A 17285-nucleotide genomic window follows, 5' to 3' on the forward strand; every position below is an offset into this window, starting at 1 on the left:
CCCGGCGGATGGTTATTTTTCGTCTTTTTTCTTCCCGAGCGTTGGCGTCTCGTCGAAGAAATTCCACGGTTTAAGCAGGGTATGCACCCATTCCGTCGGCATGATCGGCCACTCTTCCGCACGCGCCACGTGGGTGGTGCCGGTGGTCATCCAGACCACGTCATCCTGATCGTTCAGCGACTCGTTATCCTTGCTGTACTGCCCAAGGCCCGTGTCGTGGATGGAGCGGTTCGGGAATTTCCCTTCCGGGTAGAGCTCATCAGGGTGGTAGCGGGTCACCCACAGCTGTTTGTCCATAAAGCTCAGGCGATGGTAGATCCACTCGTCCGGGGCAAATTTCGCGCCGGTCGCCACCGGGTGCGTGCCGCCCGCGTAAGGGATGATCTGGTACGAGACCGGGTTGCCCATGCGGTTCTCTTTACTTGTGTTGCTCAGCAGTCGAATGGTGCCCGGGTCGAATTTCTGCGCCGCCTGCTGTTCGGTATCGATATCGTACTGATTAATCTGCATGGTGCTGGTGCGCGGGCCCCCGGCGGTATTCGGCTTCACTTCCGGATCCATCGCCACCAGCTTGTTGTTGATGCCGTCCACGTCCATATCAAGACGGAAGTTGTAGATGTGCTGGTGCGTGGTGCCCACGATGTTGTGGTCGATCAGCGTGCCGTATTTTGTATCGTCTTTGGCGGTGGCGTCGTGCATGGTTTTCGCCTGCACGCCTTTCACCGCCTCGATACCCGTCGCGCCGGCATCAATGCCGATGGTGCCATTTTCATGGAACACCCAGTCGAAGATGTAATCGTAGTTGCCCACGGTACTCACCCAGCGCACCACCAGTTCGCGGCGCTCGGTGCTGACGTTAGGCTGGCCCATCTCCTGATGCTTATATTCCGGCCCCGCGTAGCGTTCGAAAATCGCAATCGCGCGCGGGATCTCCATCGGCGCGCCGGTGTAGTCCGGGATAGTTTCGTTGAGCATCACCGCGTTGGACGGCACGTCTTTCCCGCGCACCAGCGGCGAGGTCAGGGTGCCCATGCCGTAGTCGCCGGAATCAAGATAGGCCTTGAAGTACCAGCCCACGTCCGGATCGCCGTAAGGAACGATCATGCCGCCGAGCGACCCCTGATACATAATCTGGCGTTTTTTGCCGTTGTCGTTATATGTGACGGTTGAAATCATCGGGCCGACGCGGGAGTCCAGGCTCAGGTGGAAATCCCAGTTCTGCCAGTGCACCATATCGCCGGTAATGGTGTAGTTCTTGCCTTCCGGCTCAATGATGTCGAGCGGTTTTTTCGGCGTCTCTATACGGTCGCGGCCATCGTAGGGGCGCGGCGTCATCGGAACCGGAACAACGGCGCCTTCCTCAATCTTCTGGATTTTTTTCTGCTCAAGATCGACCACGGCCACCAGGTTCTCAATCGGGTGCGCCCAGTAGTTGCCGTCGCCGACGTCCAGATAGCTCACCACCTTCAGCAGGCGATCTTCCTGCTTCAGGCCGTCTTTGCCGTCGAAATAGCCCACGGTCAGCGGCGTGGTAATCACTTTTTTCGGGTCGGTGATGCCGTGTTTTTTAAGCACCCCGGCAAACTCCGTGCTCTCGTTAACAATCTGCTGCACCGCAGTGAAATCATCCAGCAGCACCATGCCGTGCGCGTCTTTCACCGGCTCCCAGCGCAGGATTTTTTTATCCTTCAGATCCACCACGCTTTCGATAACGTGCTTCCCATCGAGCATCACAATCTTTGCCTGACGCGGGGCATCCACAGCCGTACCGTTAAGCACAAAGTCCCACACTTTGGCTTTCTCTGGCTCAGCAAGGGCAATCTGGGTAAAGCGGGTATTCGGTTTAAAATCCGCTGAGGCTTTGACAATCTCAACGGCCTGCTTAATTTCGTCCGCCGTCAGCGCGTTCAGCGGGTGAGGGCGTTTTTCAACCTGGAAAGTCTGGTCAAGACCGGACTGGAAAACATCATTGATGAAGCTGTCAGAGATAAAGGCTTTCTTGCCTTTCATCACCACCGGCACCTCGAGCTTGAGGGTTTTCCCGTTGACGATGGCGGTTTTAGCGCCCGGTTTGACCTTCACAAAGGCGCCGTCTTTCGCAATGGTAAACATCTGTGCGTAATCATCCCACTGAACGTCGGCGCCAAAGTCCTGCAGCGTTTTGTCCATCGGGACCATATGCGCCTCGCTGCCGTGGGCGAAAACAGGGGATTGCCAGGCGCAACACAGCGCAACGGCCATAGCCAGCGCCGTTCTACGGGCAGAAAAAGAAGAATTGCTTCCCATCGTAGACCTCATCTTGTTGTGTTTATAGTGTTGTGACAGCCCTATCCTGACAGGCGCCTGAGAAAAGCGTTTGCCTGCATCTGCCAGATTATTTGCCAGTCTTGCCAGGTTAAAAAAAGAGCGGGGCGATGTCACACCCCGGCTGGTCGTCGTAGGCCGGGTAAGCATCGCGCCACCCGGCAGGAAAGGCGGTGAAGGGAAGGTGTCAGAAATCCCCCTGCTGGCGCGCCACCAGCGTCAGGATGGAGTAGAGCGCCACGGCCTGCTGGTGCTGGTTGAAGATCTCAACCGCCCATTCCACCACGCCGGTTGGTTTTTCCTCGGCACTGCGTTGTTTCTTCAGCGTTTTACGCTTGCAGGTCAGACGCACCTGAATGGTATCGCCCGGTTTAACCGGCTCGATAAAGCGCAGGTTTTCCATGCCGTAGTTGGCAATGACAGGCCCAACGCCCGCATCAACGAACAGCCCTGCCGCGGCGGAAATCAGGAAGTAGCCGTGCACCACGCGCTCGCCAAAGATCGACTCTGCCGCGCCGATCTTGTCCATATGGGCGTAAAAGTGGTCGCCGCTCAGGCAGGCAAAATTCACGATGTCCGCTTCCGTCAGGGTGCGGCGCGGCGTCAGCAGGCTGTCGCCCGGCTGCAGCTCCTCAAAGTATTTGCGGAACGGATGCACGCGATCTTCCTGCACCGCTGCGCCACGCACCCACTGCTTGCCGATGGCGGCCAGCATGGTTGGACTGCCCTGAATCGCGGTGCGCTGCAGGTAGTGCTTCACTGCGCGCAGGCCACCCAGCTCTTCGCCGCCGCCCGCACGTCCGGGACCGCCGTGCACTAGCTGTGGCAGCGGGGAACCGTGGCCGGTGGATTCTTTCGAGGCTTCCTCGTTGAGGATCTGGATACGCCCGTGGGCGCGCGCCGCGCCGAGAATAAACTGGCGGGCAATGTCCAGGTCTGCGGTGACCAGCGTGCCCGCCAGGCTGCCGCCGCCCGCACGGGCAAGCTGCATTGCGTGCTGTGCGTTGCGATACGGCATCAGCGTCGCAACCGGGCCAAAAGCTTCGGTTGAGTGCACTGCCGGAGTTTCATCCGGCTGCGGGCAGAACAGCAGGGTCGGCGGGAAGAACGCGCCCGCGGCCTGCAAATCCGCTTTGCCGCCCAGACGGACCTGGCAGCCTGCGGCGATCAGGTGATCCACTTTCTCCTGCACGTCCGCGCGCTGTTCGGCGTTGACCAGCGCGCCCATCTTTACCCCTTCCTGCGCCGGGTCGCCCACCGCCACCTTTTCCAGCCGGGCAACCAGCGCCTGGCTCACGGCGTCAATCTGGCTCTGCGGGACGATAATGCGGCGGATGGCCGTACATTTCTGCCCGGCTTTGGCGGTCATCTCGCGCACCACTTCCCGAATGAACAGGGCAAATTCCGGCTGCTCCGGCGTGACGTCTTCCCCCAGCACGCAGCAGTTCAGGGAGTCGGCTTCCATCGTGAACGGAATGGCATTCGCCACAATATTCGGGTGCACGCGCAGGCTTTGCCCGGTACTGGCGGAGCCGGTAAAGGTGACCACGTCCTGGCTGTCGAGCTGGTCGAGCAGATCGCCCGCGCCGCCGCAGATCAGGCTGATGGCACCGTCCGGCACCAGCCCGCTGTCGACGATGGATTTCACCATCGCCTGCGTCACCTGCGCGGTAGCGGTGGCAGGTTTGATGATGGCGGGCATGCCCGCAAGCCAGGTCGGGGCCAGTTTTTCCAGCATTCCCCAGCAGGGGAAGTTAAAGGCGTTGATGTGCACCGCCACGCCGGACTTCGAGGTCAGGACGTGACGCGCGGCAAAGCCGCCTTCTTTTGACAGCGGGATCGGCTCGTCTTCCGGCCACACGGTGTCATCCGGCAGCTCGCGGCTGCCCAGGCTGGCGTAAGTGAAGAGGGTGCCGATCCCGCCTTCGATATCGACCCAGCTGTCTGCTTTCGTCGCCCCGGTCTGGGCGGACAGAGCATAAAACGTCTCTTTCTCGCTAAGCAGGTGCTTTGCCACCGCCTTCAGCATGGCTGCGCGTTCGATAAAGGTCATCGCGTGAAGCGCTTCGCCGCCGCGCTCAATCGCATAGCGACGGGCGGCCGCCATGTCCAGCCCTTCGCTGGTCACGCTCCACAGCGCTTCGCCACTGATGGCGTGATGAATAGTGCGTTCGCGGCCCCGGCCAGACTGCCAGGCGCCGGACAAGAAGCTGGCTAACTGCTGCATCGCTTATCTCCAAATGTTACGTGGTTTACCCATTAATAGTTTGATCGTGAATCATAAAAATCAAGCTGAGTTTTTAATGAATTGTTAACGATGTGATCTGGATGGATGAATCACAGAATACCAAGGCCCGCCTATCAAGGCTTGAAGCAAAAGCCTTGCGAGCAGCATCACAAAACAAGCAAACAATTCTTGGGGTTATATTTAACCTTTGTGTAACTTTTAAAAAACAAAGTGATTCAACATTACGCTTTAATTTGCAAACTAACGAATCATAAAGGTGATGACGTGACGCAAGAACAACGGTTTGAGCAGCGCATAGCGCAGGAGACGGCGATTGAGCCTCAGGACTGGATGCCTGACGCCTACCGTAAGACGTTGATCCGCCAGATTGGCCAGCATGCGCACTCCGAAATTGTCGGCATGCTGCCGGAAGGGAACTGGATCGCCCGCGCCCCGACGCTGCGCCGCAAGGCGATCCTGCTGGCGAAAGTGCAGGACGAAGCCGGACACGGGCTTTACCTCTACAGCGCGGCGGAAACGCTGGGCTGCGCGCGGGAAGACATCTACCAGAAAATGCTCGACGGCAAGATGAAATACTCCTCCATCTTCAACTATCCGACCCTGAGCTGGGCCGATATCGGCGTGATCGGCTGGCTGGTGGACGGCGCCGCCATCGTCAACCAGGTGGCGCTGTGCCGCACTTCTTACGGTCCGTATGCCCGCGCGATGGTGAAAATCTGTAAAGAAGAGAGCTTCCACCAGCGTCAGGGCTTTGAAGCCTGCATGGCGCTGGCGCAGGGCAGCGAGGCTCAGCGCCAGATGCTGCAGGACGCCATCAACCGCTTCTGGTGGCCCGCGCTGATGATGTTCGGGCCGAACGACGACAATTCGCCGAACAGCGCCCGCAGCCTGGCCTGGAAAATCAAACGCTTTGGCAACGACGAGCTGCGCCAGCGCTTTGTCGACAACACGGTGCCGCAGGTGGAGATGCTGGGCATGACGGTGCCCGATCCCGACCTGCATTTTGATGAAGAGCGCGGTCATTATCGCTTCGGCGAGATTGACTGGCACGAGTTTGACGAGGTCATTAACGGGCGCGGCATCTGCAACCACGAACGCCTGGCCGCGAAACGTAAAGCCTGGGAAGAGGGCGCGTGGGTGCGGGAAGCCGCGCTGGCGCACGCCGAAAAACAACGCGCCCGTCAGGCCGCTTAAGAGGAAATAACCATGAGCAATGTCTACTGGCCGCTGTACGAAGTGTTCGTACGCAGCAAACAGGGGTTGTCCCACCGTCACGTGGGCAGTCTGCATGCCGCCGACGATCGCATGGCGCTGGAAAATGCGCGTGATGCCTATACCCGCCGCAGCGAAGGGTGTTCTATCTGGGTGGTGAAGGCGAGCGAGATTGTCGCCTCCCAGCCGGAAGAGCGCGGCGAGTTCTTCGACCCGGCGGAAAGCAAGGTTTACCGCCACCCGACGTTCTACACGATCCCTGACGGCATCGAGCATATGTGAGGCAAAGAATGAACTCAGTGACTGCCTATGCCCTGCGTCTGGGCGACAACGGTCTGGTGCTCTCCCAGCGTCTCGGCGCCTGGTGCGGCCACGCGCCGGAGCTGGAAATCGACCTCGCGCTCGCCAATATCGGGCTCGACCTGCTGGGCCAGGCGCGTAATTTCCTGACCTATGCCGCGGAGCGGGAAGGCCAGGGCGATGAGGACACGCTGGCGTTTGGCCGCGACGAGCGCCAGTTCCGCAACGTCCTGCTGGTGGAGCAGCCGAACGGCAGCTTCGCCGACACCATTGCCCGCCAGTACCTGATGGATGCCTGGAACGTGGCGCTGTACGAACGCCTGACCCAAAGCCGCGACGGCCAGCTTGCCGCCATTGCCGCCAAGGCGATTAAAGAGGCGCGCTACCACCTGCGCTTCAGCCGCGGCTGGCTGGTGCGGCTGGGCGACGGGACAGAAACGTCTGCGCAAAAAATGCAGCAGGCCATCGACAGCCTGTGGCGTTTTACGGCGGAGCTGTTTGACGCCGATGACGTCGAGCGGGAGCTGATTGAGTCCGGCGTGGCGGTTGACCCGCGCCTCCTGCGCCAGCCGTGGGAAAGCGAAGTGTATGCCGGTCTGAACGAAGCCTGCCTGCAGGTGCCCGCCGAGGTGGCGTACCGCACCGGGGGCAAGCAGGGGCTGCATACCGAACATCTGGGCCCGATGCTGGCGGAAATGCAGTATCTCCAGCGCGCGTACCCCGGTCAGCAGTGGTAAAGGAGAACGCTATGCAACGCCTCGTCGACATCGCGCCTGCGCAAATCCCGCAGATCTGGGCGCTGTTAAGCCAGATCCCCGATCCGGAAGTGCCGGTGTTAACCATCACCGATTTAGGCATGGTGCGCAGCGTGAAGGCGCAGGGTGAAGGCTGGGTTATCGGCTTCACGCCGACCTACTCGGGCTGCCCGGCGACGGAACACCTGCTGGGGGCGATCCGCGAGGCGATGACCGCGCACGGCTTTACTCCGGTGCACATTGTGCTCCAGCTTGAACCCGCATGGACCACCGACTGGATGACCCCCGACGCGCGCGAGCGCCTGCGGGCGTACGGCATCAGTCCGCCGGTGGGGCATAGCTGTCACGCGCACGCCCCGGTGGAGGTGAGCTGTCCGCGCTGCGCCAGCACCGACACCGCGCTTATCAGTGAATTTGGCTCGACGGCCTGCAAAGCGCTCTACCGCTGCAATTCCTGCCGTGAGCCCTTCGACTATTTCAAATGTATTTGAGGCTGCCATGACAACGTTTCATTCATTAACAGTGGCAAAAGTGGAACCCGAAACCCGCGACGCGGTGACCATCACCTTTGCGGTGCCGCAGGCCCTGCAGGAGGCCTACCGCTTCCGTCCCGGCCAGCACCTGACGTTAAAAACGACGCTTGGCGGGGACGAGCTGCGCCGCTGCTACTCCATCTGCCGGAGTACCGCCCCGGGCGAAATCAGCGTGGCGGTCAAAGCGATTGAGGGCGGGCGCTTTTCCCGCTATGCCCGGGATGAGATCAAAGCGGGCATGGCGCTGGAGGTAATGGTTCCTCAGGGGCAGTTTGGCTACCAGCCGCGGGCCGAACGCGAAGGCCACTATCTGGCAATTGCGGCAGGCTCCGGGATCACCCCGATGCTGGCGATTATCTCCGCGACGCTTGAGACCGAACCCAACAGCCATTTCACCCTGATCTACGGCAACCGCAGCAGCCAGAGCATGATGTTCCGCCAGGCGCTGGCGGACCTGAAGGACAAATACCCGCAGCGGCTGCAGCTGCTCTCCATCTTCAGCCAGGAGCGGCTGGACAGCGACCTGCTCTATGGCCGCATCGACGGGGAAAAGCTGCAGGCGCTGGCGAAAAACCTGATCAACTTCCGCCAGTATGACGAGGCGTTTATCTGCGGCCCGTCTGCAATGATGGACGACGCGGAAGCCACGCTGAAGGCGCTGGGGATGCCGGACAAATCCATTCACCTTGAGCGCTTTAACACCTCCGGAATCACCGTTAAGCGCGCGGCGCACGTGCAGGCAGAAGGACAGAAAGTGACCGTTCGCCAGGACGGGCGCGACCGTGAAATCACCCTGACGGCGGAGGACGAAAGCATTCTGGATGCCGCCCTGCGTCAGGGAGCGGATCTGCCGTATGCCTGCAAGGGCGGCGTCTGCGCCACCTGTAAATGCAAAGTGCTGCGCGGGAAGGTGGACATGGCGACCAACTACAGCCTGGAGCCGGACGAGCTGGCCGCCGGGTATGTGCTGAGCTGCCAGTCGCTGCCGTTAACCGCGGACGTAATTGTCGACTTTGACGCGAAGGGGATGGCATGAGCGAACTGATTGTTACTCGTCATGGCCGCGTGCTGCAGCTGACGCTGAACCGTCCGGCGGCGCGCAACGCCCTCAACAACGCGCTGTTGACCCAGCTTGCGGAACAGCTTGAGGCCGCCGCTGTGGATGCCGACATCGCCGTCTGCGTGATTTACGGCAGCGAGCGCTGCTTTGCCGCCGGGGCCGATCTCAACGAAATGGCGGAGAAAGACCTGCCTGCCACTCTGAACGATGTTCGCCCGCAGCTGTGGGCGCGAATCAACGCGTTTCCTAAACCGCTGATCGCCGCCGTAAATGGCTTCGCGCTGGGGGCGGGCTGCGAGCTGGCGCTGCTGTGCGACGTGGTGATTGCCGGTGACAACGCCCGTTTCGGCCTGCCGGAAATCACGCTCGGCATCATGCCCGGCGCGGGCGGCACCCAGCGCCTTATCCGCAGCGTCGGGAAATCCCTGGCCAGCAAAATGGTGCTGACCGGCGAGAGCATTTCCGCCGGGCAGGCGCTGAGCGCCGGGCTGGTGAGCGATGTTTTCCCGGCGGCGCTGACGCTGGAGTATGCCCTGAAGCAGGCTGCACGGATGGCGCGCCACTCGCCGCTGGCGCTGCAGGCGGCCAAACAGGCGCTGCGCCAGTCCCAGGAAGTGCCGCTCCAGGCCGGTCTGGCCCAGGAGCGCCAGCTGTTTACGCTGCTTTCTGCCACCGAAGACCGCCGGGAAGGTATCGACGCCTTCTTACAAAAACGCACTCCCGACTTTAAAGGACGCTAATTGTGGAATTTATTCTCAGTCATGTAGAACAGGGCGTGATGACCCTTACGCTGAACCGTCCGGAGCGTCTGAACAGCTTTAACGACGTGATGCACCAGCAGCTGGCCGAGTGCCTGAAACAGGCCGAGCGCGACGACACCGTTCGCTGCCTGCTGCTCACCGGCGCAGGACGCGGCTTCTGTGCCGGTCAGGACCTGAACGACCGCAACGTCGACCCCAACGGCCCTGCGCCGGATCTGGGCATGTCCGTTGAAACCTTCTACAACCCGCTGGTGCGCCGTCTGGCAAAGCTGCCAAAGCCGGTCATCTGTGCCGTTAACGGCGTAGCGGCGGGCGCGGGCGCCACGCTGGCGCTCGGCTGCGACATGGTGATTGCGGCGCGCTCCGCCAGCTTTGTGATGGCCTTCAGCAAGCTCGGTCTGGTGCCGGACTGCGGCGGCACCTGGCTGCTGCCGCGCGTGGCCGGACGCGCCCGCGCCATGGGGCTGGCTTTGCTCGGTGACAAGCTCAGCGCTGAACAGGCGCAGGCGTGGGGGATGATCTGGCAGGTGGTGGATGACGAACAGCTCTCCGCTACGGCGCAGCAGATGGCCCTGCATTTTGCGTCGCAGCCGACCTTCGGGCTGGGGCTGATCAAGCAGGCGATCAATGCCGCGGAAACCAACACTCTGGACGCCCAGCTCGATCTCGAGCGCGACTATCAGCGCCTGGCCGGGCGCAGCGATGACTACCGCGAGGGCGTCAGCGCCTTCCTGGCGAAGCGCGCGCCGAACTTTACGGGGAAATAAGATGCTGAATATACGGACTGTCGCCGTGATCGGCAGCGGCACGATGGGCGCAGGGATTGCCGAAGTCGCCGCCAGCCATGGTCATCAGGTGCTGATCTACGACATCTCAAGCGATGCGATATCGCGCGCCATCGACGGGATCCGCCAGCGTCTGGCCTCCCGGGTAACGCGCGGAAAACTCTCCGCCGATGCCGGGAGCCAGATCCTTGCCCGGCTGGTTCCCGTCACGGATATCGAGGCGCTCTCCGCGGCCGATCTGGTGATTGAAGCGGCCTCAGAGCGGCTGGAGGTGAAAAAGGCGCTGTTTGCGCAGCTGGCTGAGATCTGTCCGCCGCAGACGGTGCTGACCAGCAATACCTCCTCCATCTCCGTCACGGCGATTGCGGCGGACGTCCACCACCCGGAACGCGTCGCAGGCCTGCACTTCTTTAACCCGGCGCCGGTGATGAAGCTGGTGGAGGTGGTCAGCGGGCTGGCGACCTCTCCGGAAGTGGCCGACGCGCTGTGCGAGCTGGCGCTGAACTGGGGCAAACAGCCCGTTCGCTGCCAGTCCACGCCGGGGTTCATCGTCAACCGCGTCGCCCGTCCGTTCTATTCCGAAGCCTGGCGCGCGCTGGAAGAGCAGGTCGCGCCGCCGGAGGTGATTGACGCCGCCCTGCGCGAAGGCGGCGGCTTCCCGATGGGCCCGCTGGAGCTGACCGACATGATTGGTCAGGACGTGAACTTTGCGGTGACCTGCTCGGTCTTTAACGCCTTCTGGCAGGAGCGTCGTTTTCTGCCTTCGCTGGTTCAGCAGGAGCTGGTGCTGGCAGGAAGGTTGGGCAAAAAGAGCGGGAAGGGCGTTTACGACTGGCAGGGTGACAAACCCGACGTGCAGTGGGTTGAGTCGGTGAACGACAGCTATAGCCCGATGCGCGTGGAAAAAAGACGTGACGGCGTCACCGAAATTGATGATGTGTACCTGATTGAAACGCAGGGGGAGACCGCGCAGGCGCTGGCGCTGCGGCTCAACGGCCCGGTCGTGGTGGTCGACCGCATTGAGCGCGACGTGGCGGTCATTGCCGCCGCGGCCAGCAACCCGCATACCGCGACGCAAAAAGCCATCCGCTACCTGCAACAGCAGGGGTTCCGGGTGGTGCAAATTGCCGATTATCCCGGCCTGCTGATCTGGCGAACGCTGGCGATGATTGCCAACGAGGCGCTGGATGCCCTGCAAAAAGGGGTCGCCAGCGAGAAGGACATTGATACCGCCATGCGCCTGGGCGTGAACTACCCGAGCGGGCCGATCGCCTGGGGCGAGCGTCTGGGCTGGCAGCGCCTGCTGACGCTGCTGGAGAACCTGCAGCGCCATTACGGCGAAGAGCGCTATCGCCCCTGTTCACTGCTGCGCCAGCGCGCGCTTCTGGAGAGTAGCTATGAGTCATAACGCCTGGCATAACGCCCGCGCCATGTACGAACGGGACGCCTGCGCGCAGGCGATGGGGATGGACATTGTCGAGATGGACGAGGGCTACGCGGTGGTGACCATGACCATCACCCCGCAGATGCTGAATGGCCATAAAACCTGCCACGGCGGACAGCTGTTTTCGCTGGCGGACACCGCTTTTGCCTACGCCTGCAACAGCCAGGGGCTGGCGGCGGTAGCCTCCGGCTGTTCGATTGACTTTCTGCGTCCGGGCTTCGCCGGGGACACGCTCACCGCCACCGCGCGGGTGAAGCATCAGGGCAAGCTGACCGGCGTATACGACATTGAAATTCAGAACCAACAACAGAAAACCGTCGCCCTTTTTCGCGGAAAATCTCACCGCATCGGCGGCAGCGTGACAGGAGAGGCCTGATGCGTGACGCATTTATTTGTGATGGCGTTCGAACCCTGGTGGGCCGCTACGGTGGCGCGCTTTCCACTGTTCGAACTGACGATCTCGGCGCCGTGCCGCTGCGCGCGCTGCTGGCCCGCTACCCGCAGCTCGATCTGGAGCGGATTGACGACGTGATATTCGGCTGCGCCAACCAGGCGGGGGAAGATAACCGCAACGTGGCGCGCATGTCGTTGCTGCTGGCCGGTCTGCCGCAGACGGTCTCCGGCACGACTATCAACCGCCTGTGCGGATCCGGGCTGGACGCGATTGGTTTTGCCGCGCGCGCCATTAAGGCGGGCGACGGCGACCTGCTGATTGCGGGCGGGGTGGAGTCGATGTCCCGCGCGCCGTTTGTGATGGGCAAAGCCACCGCGGCGTTTCAGCGACAGGCGGAGATCTTCGATACCACCATCGGCTGGCGATTTGTGAATCCGCTCATGCATCAGCAATTCGGAACTGACAGTATGCCGGAAACGGCAGAGAATGTAGCTGAATTGTTAAATATCAGCCGTGCCGATCAGGACGCGTTTGCCTTGCGCAGCCAGCAGCGTACCGCGCAGGCGCAGCAGAACGGCATTCTGGCGCAGGAGATCGTGCCGGTGCCGGTGCCGGGCAAAAAAGGGGCGGTCAACGAGTTCAGCGTGGATGAACATCCGCGCGCCGACACCACGCTCGAACAGCTTGCCGGTCTGAAAGCGCCGTTCCGTAAGAACGGGGTGGTCACGGCGGGCAATGCCTCCGGGGTTAACGACGGCGCGGCGGCGCTGATCGTCGCCAGCGAGAAGATGGCGCTGGCGCAGGGGGTAGTCCCGCGCACGCGGATCGTGGCGATGGCGACGGCGGGCGTGGAGCCACGTCTGATGGGGCTCGGCCCGGTACCGGCCACCCGCAGGGTGCTGGAGCGCGCCGGACTCAGTATTCACGATATGGACGTCATCGAGCTTAATGAAGCTTTCGCCGCGCAGGCGCTGGGCGTGCTGCGTCAGCTGGGCCTGCCGGATGATGCCGCGCACGTTAACCCGAACGGTGGCGCGATTGCGCTGGGCCACCCGCTGGGCATGAGCGGCGCCAGGCTGGCGCTGGCCGCGAGTAACGAACTGCACCGACGCGGCGGGCGCTACGCGCTGTGTACGATGTGCATCGGTGTGGGTCAGGGCATTGCCATGATCCTCGAGCGTGTTTGAGCATAAAAACAATGTGAGTACCCTACAATGACAAATACAACAAAGCTTGATCCGATTGAAACGGCCTCCCTTGACGAGTTACAGGCGCTGCAGACCGCGCGTCTGAAATGGACGCTGCATCATGCCTATAACAACGTGCCGATGTACAAACGCAAGTTTGATGCCGCGGGCGTTCACCCTGACGATTTCAACGAGCTGGCGGATATCCGTAAGTTCCCGTGCACCACCAAGCAGGACCTGCGGGATAACTATCCGTTTGATACCTTTGCCGTGCCGATGGAGCAGGTGGTGCGCATTCACGCGTCTTCCGGCACCACCGGCAAGCCGACCGTTGTCGGATACACGCAGGGTGACATCGACAACTGGGCCAACCTGGTGGCGCGTTCCCTGCGCGCGGCGGGCGGCAGCGCGAAGGACAAAATTCACGTGGCGTATGGCTACGGCTTGTTTACCGGCGGACTGGGCGCGCACTACGGGGCCGAGCGTTTAGGCGCGACGGTGATCCCGATGTCCGGCGGCCAGACGGAGAAACAGGCGCAGCTGATCCGTGATTTCCAGCCGGACATGATCATGGTGACGCCATCCTACTGCCTCAACCTGATAGAGGAGCTGGAGCGCCAGATGGGCGGCGATGCCAGCGGCTGTTCCCTGCGCGTGGGCGTCTTCGGCGCCGAGCCGTGGACGCAGGCCATGCGCCGCGAAATTGAAAAACGCTTAGGCATTACGGCCCTGGACATCTATGGCCTCTCCGAAGTGATGGGGCCGGGCGTGGCGATGGAGTGTATCGAAACCGTCGACGGTCCGACCATCTGGGAAGATCATTTCTACCCTGAGATCGTTAACCCGAACGACGGCACGCCGCTGGATGACGGCCAGCAGGGCGAACTGCTGTTCACCACGCTGACCAAAGAGGCGCTGCCGGTGATCCGCTACCGCACCCGCGACCTGACGCGCCTGCTCCCGGCCACCGCGCGCAGCATGCGCCGTATGGACCGGATCAGCGGCCGCAGTGACGATATGCTGATCATTCGCGGCGTTAACGTCTTCCCGTCGCAGCTGGAGGAGGAGATTGTGAAGTTCGAGCACCTTTCTCCACACTACCAGCTGGAGGTGAACCGTCGCGGGCATCTTGATTCACTTTCCGTGAAGGTGGAGCTGAAAGAGAGCAGCCTGACGCTGACGCACGAGCAGCGTTGCCAGGTGTGCCACCAGCTGCGCCACCGCATTAAATCGATGGTGGGGATTTCCACCGACGTGACGATCGTGAACTGCGGCAGCATCCCGCGCTCGGAGGGGAAAGCCTGCCGGGTGTTTGACCTGCGTAAAGTTGCGGCCAACGGCTAAGTTTCCTCTCACCCCGGCCCTCTTCCAAAGGGAGGGGGTTAGGGTGACGGGCTATCCCAGAATCCTATGCTATGATTCATCCAGGACAAAAATAACAACAGAATGAATCACATGAATAAACTCGACGCCTTTATCCAGCACGCGGTTAGCTCCGTTCCCGTCAGCGGGACCTCGCTCATCTCCTCGCTATACGGTGACGCGCTTTCCCATCGCGGCGGTGAGATTTGGCTCGGTAGCCTGGCTGCCTTACTGGAAGGCATGGGGTTTGGCGAACGGTTCGTGCGTACCGCGCTGTTTCGCCTCAACAAAGAGGGCTGGCTGGACGTCTCGCGCATCGGGCGGCGCAGCTTTTACCGCCTGAGCGATAAGGGGCTGCGCCTGACGCGTCGCGCGGAGAATAAGATCTACCGCGCGGAACTGCCCGCCTGGGACGGCAAATGGTTATTGCTGCTCTCCGAGGGGCTGGATAAAACCACCCTGGCCGACGTCAAAAAGCAGCTGATCTGGCAGGGGTTTGGCACGCTGGCGCCGAGCCTGATGGCCTCGCCGTCGCAGCATCTGGCGGACGTGCAGTCCCTGCTTCACGATGCCGGCGTGGCCGAAAACGTGATTTTTTTTGAAGCCCACTCGCCGCTGGCGCTCTCGCGCGCCGCGCTGCGTTCACGCGTAGAAGAGTGCTGGCAGTTAACCGAGCAAAACGCGATGTACGAGTCGTTTATCAACTCGTTCCGGCCGCTGCTGCCGCTGTTGAAAGAGGCCGCGCCGGAGGAGCTGACGCCGGAACGCTGTTTCCAGATCCAGCTGCTGCTGATTCATTTTTATCGTCGCGTGGTGCTGAAGGACCCGCTCCTGCCGGAAGAGTTACTGCCTGCGCACTGGGCGGGGCAAAGCGCCCGACAGCTCTGCATAAATATCTATCAGCGTGTCGCGCCGGGAGCGCTGGCGTTTGTCAGCGAGAAGGGCGAAACCTCTGTCGGCGAACTGCCTGTGCCCGGCACGCTCTACTATCAACGCTTCGGTGGTCTTACAAGCGCATAAGGAGGGAAGATGCCTGTTTATCAAATTGACGGCCTGACGCCGGTCGTGCCTGACGAGAGCTATGTTCACCCAACGGCGGTGCTCATTGGCGACGTGATTCTGGGCAAAGGCGTTTATGTCGGTCCCAATGCCAGCCTGCGCGGTGATTTTGGCCGTATCGTGGTGAAAGACGGGGCGAACATTCAGGATAACTGCGTGATGCACGGCTTCCCGGAGCAGGACACGGTGGTGGAAGAGGACGGACACATCGGCCACAGCGCCATTCTTCACGGCTGCGTGATCCGCCGCAATGCGCTGGTGGGCATGAACGCGGTGGTGATGGACGGGGCGGTCATTGGTGAAAACAGCATCGTCGGCGCGGCGGCGTTCGTGAAGGCGAAAGCGGAGATGCCCGCCAACCATCTGATTATCGGCAGCCCGGCCAAAGCGATTCGTGAGCTAAGCGAGCAGGAGCTGGCGTGGAAGCGGCAGGGCACGCGGGAGTATCAGGTGCTGGTGGAGCGCTGCAAGCTCACTATGCACCAGGTCGAGCCGCTGCGTGAGGTTGAACCTGAACGGAAACGGCTGACGTTTGACGAGAATTTGAGGCCGAAGTCGGCGAACCAGGGGTAAGGCCGTCTTTTTTCGCCATATCCATCAATAGCGCAATGCCAATGTAATTACTCCAGTTAAAGGTATTTTGCAGCACTACCACCGCATTGCCTCTTTCTTTGTCATAACCGATAAAGCTGGAGTAGCCGCCGATATAGCCGACCTGATAGGTGATTTTTTCCAGACCGATAAAGTCGGTGGTCCAGGCAATACCCTGTACCCCGTCGGGACGTTGAATATCGGTATTTCTCACTTCGGCAAAGACGCTGTCCAGCAGGGGATTGTGGGTCGTTGAGACGTGATAGCGGGCGTAGGTCGCCAGATCTTCGGCGTTACTGTATAGGCTCGCTGCCGCCACCATGTTGTTGGAAAAATGCCAGTCCGGTGTGAGCTGCCCGCGTGGGATAAATTTCGGCTGATCGCCCGCGTGGCCTAGCGCCCGCTGGGGGTATCCTTTTAGCTGCTGCGGCGTAAAGCTGCTGTTAGCCATCTGCAGCGGACGGAAAATATAGCGCGAGGCTAAACTCTGGATATCTTCGCCGGTTTTGTGCTTCAGGATGTAGCCGATCAGGGCGTAGCCGGTATTGGAGTATTGCGGCACTTTATTCTTTGGCGCTCGCCAGTCGGCGAGGTAGAGCAGCACGTTATCGCTATCCAGCTCACCGTAGAAATTATCGCCGGTGCTTAAGTAGCTGATGAATTTTCCAAGCATCGGAACATCCATATTCTGACGCGGCAGGCCGGAGGTGTGGGTTACCAGTTCAAGTAGGGTGATTTTTTGTGCATCCGCGCTAAGCGGCGTACCCGGCGGTAGCAATGTCGCCAGGTTATCGCTCCAGTTCAGTTGCCCTTCATTGACCAGACAAGCCACCACTTCCGCCGTGATCCCTTTGCTGATCGAGCCGAGCGCAAACAGGGTGTCGGGCCTGACCGGATAGCGATTGACCGCATCGGTTACGCCCCAGGTGTAAAACTGCGGTGAGCCGTGATTATGGATCACCGCGACCGTCATCCCGGGAACGGATTTTTGCGCCATGTAGTGACGCACCACGCTGTCAACGTCGCCATCCAGCGAATCATGAGTGAGAAGTTCCTGAGTACCTTCCGGGGAGGACATTTGCGAGAGCGTGCCACAACCGCTGAGGAGTGGCAGAGTAAGCAGAAGCCAGCGAAATTTTTTTGTTATGTTCTGCATACCTGATAGCGAGTGTGGTGGTCATGGCGCGCCAGGAATGTATCACAAATAGCCTGCTTGAATGTAAACTTTCTACACGGTGACGGCCCTGCGGGTGGTCACCATGACTTTTCGGCCAGCTTTGAGGGATATTA

The 17285-nt window shown here is 61.0% G+C and carries 17 protein-coding genes; 14 read left to right on the forward strand and 3 right to left on the reverse strand.

The annotated features are described in order from the left end of the window. Window positions 1–12 precede the first annotated feature (12 nt). Together tynA and paaZ are read right to left on the reverse strand one after the other, a co-directional pair. Window positions 13–2286: a primary-amine oxidase gene (gene tynA / locus PI91_RS13140; RefSeq protein ID WP_039025619.1), complete on the reverse strand. Its 2274-nt coding sequence runs from the start codon at window positions 2284–2286 to the stop codon at window positions 13–15. A gap of 205 nt (window positions 2287–2491) precedes the next feature. After that, the gene (gene paaZ, locus PI91_RS13145; RefSeq protein WP_039266322.1) at window positions 2492–4531 is read right to left on the reverse strand and encodes a phenylacetic acid degradation bifunctional protein PaaZ; all 2040 of its coding nucleotides are present in this window, start codon (window positions 4529–4531) and stop codon (window positions 2492–2494) included. Window positions 4532–4632: 101 nt separating this feature from the next. Here paaZ and PI91_RS26170 point away from each other — a divergent pair, with 101 nt between their 5' ends. From PI91_RS26170 to paaY, 14 genes are all read left to right on the forward strand, one after another. Further along, window positions 4633–4806, forward strand: coding sequence for a hypothetical protein (locus tag PI91_RS26170; protein ID WP_162269499.1), 174 nt, complete (start codon window positions 4633–4635; stop codon window positions 4804–4806). Window positions 4807–4816: 10 nt separating this feature from the next. Next, window positions 4817–5746, forward strand: coding sequence for a 1,2-phenylacetyl-CoA epoxidase subunit PaaA (gene paaA / locus PI91_RS13150; protein ID WP_032651705.1), 930 nt, complete (start codon window positions 4817–4819; stop codon window positions 5744–5746). Window positions 5747–5758: 12 nt separating this feature from the next. Continuing rightward, window positions 5759–6046 carry a 1,2-phenylacetyl-CoA epoxidase subunit PaaB gene (paaB, locus tag PI91_RS13155; protein ID WP_008502380.1) on the forward strand — a complete coding sequence of 96 codons (288 nt, stop codon included), beginning with the start codon at window positions 5759–5761 and terminating at the stop codon, window positions 6044–6046. 8 nt (window positions 6047–6054) lie between these two features. Continuing rightward, window positions 6055–6801, forward strand: a complete 747-nt coding sequence (gene paaC, locus PI91_RS13160) for a 1,2-phenylacetyl-CoA epoxidase subunit PaaC (protein ID WP_039266323.1) — start codon at window positions 6055–6057, stop codon at window positions 6799–6801. An 11-nt stretch (window positions 6802–6812) separates the two neighbouring features. Next, complete coding sequence (gene paaD / locus PI91_RS13165; protein ID WP_008502378.1) at window positions 6813–7310, forward strand: 1,2-phenylacetyl-CoA epoxidase subunit PaaD; 498 nt, start codon at window positions 6813–6815, stop codon at window positions 7308–7310. 7 nt (window positions 7311–7317) lie between these two features. Beyond that, window positions 7318–8388, forward strand: coding sequence for a 1,2-phenylacetyl-CoA epoxidase subunit PaaE (gene paaE, locus PI91_RS13170; protein WP_039266324.1), 1071 nt, complete (start codon window positions 7318–7320; stop codon window positions 8386–8388). Next, window positions 8385–9152, forward strand: a complete 768-nt coding sequence (gene paaF / locus PI91_RS13175) for a 2,3-dehydroadipyl-CoA hydratase PaaF (protein ID WP_039266326.1) — start codon at window positions 8385–8387, stop codon at window positions 9150–9152. The genes paaE and paaF overlap by 4 nt, the downstream gene beginning before the upstream one ends. Continuing rightward, a complete protein-coding gene (gene paaG, locus PI91_RS13180; RefSeq protein WP_032623001.1) occupies window positions 9152–9940 on the forward strand; it encodes a 2-(1,2-epoxy-1,2-dihydrophenyl)acetyl-CoA isomerase PaaG in 789 nt (262 codons plus the stop codon). The genes paaF and paaG overlap by 1 nt, the downstream gene beginning before the upstream one ends. A 1-nt stretch (window position 9941) precedes the next feature. Next, the gene (gene paaH, locus PI91_RS13185) at window positions 9942–11366 is read left to right on the forward strand and encodes a 3-hydroxyacyl-CoA dehydrogenase PaaH (RefSeq protein WP_039266327.1); all 1425 of its coding nucleotides are present in this window, start codon (window positions 9942–9944) and stop codon (window positions 11364–11366) included. Then, window positions 11356–11778: a hydroxyphenylacetyl-CoA thioesterase PaaI gene (paaI, locus tag PI91_RS13190; RefSeq protein ID WP_023327372.1), complete on the forward strand. Its 423-nt coding sequence runs from the start codon at window positions 11356–11358 to the stop codon at window positions 11776–11778. The genes paaH and paaI overlap by 11 nt, the downstream gene beginning before the upstream one ends. Continuing rightward, window positions 11778–12983 carry a 3-oxoadipyl-CoA thiolase gene (gene pcaF / locus PI91_RS13195; RefSeq protein WP_039266328.1) on the forward strand — a complete coding sequence of 402 codons (1206 nt, stop codon included), beginning with the start codon at window positions 11778–11780 and terminating at the stop codon, window positions 12981–12983. The genes paaI and pcaF overlap by 1 nt, the downstream gene beginning before the upstream one ends. Window positions 12984–13010: 27 nt before the next feature. After that, window positions 13011–14327 (forward strand): phenylacetate--CoA ligase PaaK, encoded by a 1317-nt coding sequence (gene paaK, locus PI91_RS13200; RefSeq protein ID WP_023327374.1) that lies wholly within the window; start codon window positions 13011–13013, stop codon window positions 14325–14327. Window positions 14328–14429: 102 nt separating this feature from the next. Next, window positions 14430–15365 carry a phenylacetic acid degradation operon negative regulatory protein PaaX gene (gene paaX, locus PI91_RS13205; RefSeq protein ID WP_021241337.1) on the forward strand — a complete coding sequence of 312 codons (936 nt, stop codon included), beginning with the start codon at window positions 14430–14432 and terminating at the stop codon, window positions 15363–15365. A gap of 9 nt (window positions 15366–15374) precedes the next feature. Further along, window positions 15375–15977 (forward strand): phenylacetic acid degradation protein PaaY, encoded by a 603-nt coding sequence (gene paaY / locus PI91_RS13210; protein WP_039266329.1) that lies wholly within the window; start codon window positions 15375–15377, stop codon window positions 15975–15977. Here paaY and PI91_RS13215 read toward each other — a convergent pair. Further along, window positions 15880–17151, reverse strand: coding sequence for a serine hydrolase (locus tag PI91_RS13215; protein ID WP_039266330.1), 1272 nt, complete (start codon window positions 17149–17151; stop codon window positions 15880–15882). The two genes, paaY and PI91_RS13215, sit on opposite strands and share 98 nt — an antisense overlap. Between the last annotated feature and the right edge of the window lie 134 nt (window positions 17152–17285).

The organism is Enterobacter sp. FB (assembly GCF_000805795.1).
GTDB classification, from domain to species: domain Bacteria; phylum Pseudomonadota; class Gammaproteobacteria; order Enterobacterales; family Enterobacteriaceae; genus Enterobacter; species Enterobacter roggenkampii.

Bases quoted from the DNA above. Each gene is read 5' to 3' on its own strand.
- paaX (WP_021241337.1), top strand. From the start codon at position 14,430: ATGAATCACATGAATAAACTCGACGCCTTTATCCAGCACGCGGTTAGC.
- paaF (WP_039266326.1), top strand. From the start codon at position 8,385: ATGAGCGAACTGATTGTTACTCGTCATGGCCGCGTGCTGCAGCTGACG.
- paaK (WP_023327374.1), top strand. From the start codon at position 13,011: ATGACAAATACAACAAAGCTTGATCCGATTGAAACGGCCTCCCTTGAC.
- paaH (WP_039266327.1), top strand. From the start codon at position 9,942: ATGCTGAATATACGGACTGTCGCCGTGATCGGCAGCGGCACGATGGGC.
- paaZ (WP_039266322.1), bottom strand. From the start codon at position 4,531: ATGCAGCAGTTAGCCAGCTTCTTGTCCGGCGCCTGGCAGTCTGGCCGG.
- paaI (WP_023327372.1), top strand. From the start codon at position 11,356: ATGAGTCATAACGCCTGGCATAACGCCCGCGCCATGTACGAACGGGAC.
- paaB (WP_008502380.1), top strand. From the start codon at position 5,759: ATGAGCAATGTCTACTGGCCGCTGTACGAAGTGTTCGTACGCAGCAAA.
- paaY (WP_039266329.1), top strand. From the start codon at position 15,375: ATGCCTGTTTATCAAATTGACGGCCTGACGCCGGTCGTGCCTGACGAG.
- paaC (WP_039266323.1), top strand. From the start codon at position 6,055: ATGAACTCAGTGACTGCCTATGCCCTGCGTCTGGGCGACAACGGTCTG.
- PI91_RS13215 (WP_039266330.1), bottom strand. From the start codon at position 17,151: ATGCAGAACATAACAAAAAAATTTCGCTGGCTTCTGCTTACTCTGCCA.
- pcaF (WP_039266328.1), top strand. From the start codon at position 11,778: ATGCGTGACGCATTTATTTGTGATGGCGTTCGAACCCTGGTGGGCCGC.
- tynA (WP_039025619.1), bottom strand. From the start codon at position 2,286: ATGGGAAGCAATTCTTCTTTTTCTGCCCGTAGAACGGCGCTGGCTATG.
- PI91_RS26170 (WP_162269499.1), top strand. From the start codon at position 4,633: ATGGATGAATCACAGAATACCAAGGCCCGCCTATCAAGGCTTGAAGCA.
- paaE (WP_039266324.1), top strand. From the start codon at position 7,318: ATGACAACGTTTCATTCATTAACAGTGGCAAAAGTGGAACCCGAAACC.
- paaD (WP_008502378.1), top strand. From the start codon at position 6,813: ATGCAACGCCTCGTCGACATCGCGCCTGCGCAAATCCCGCAGATCTGG.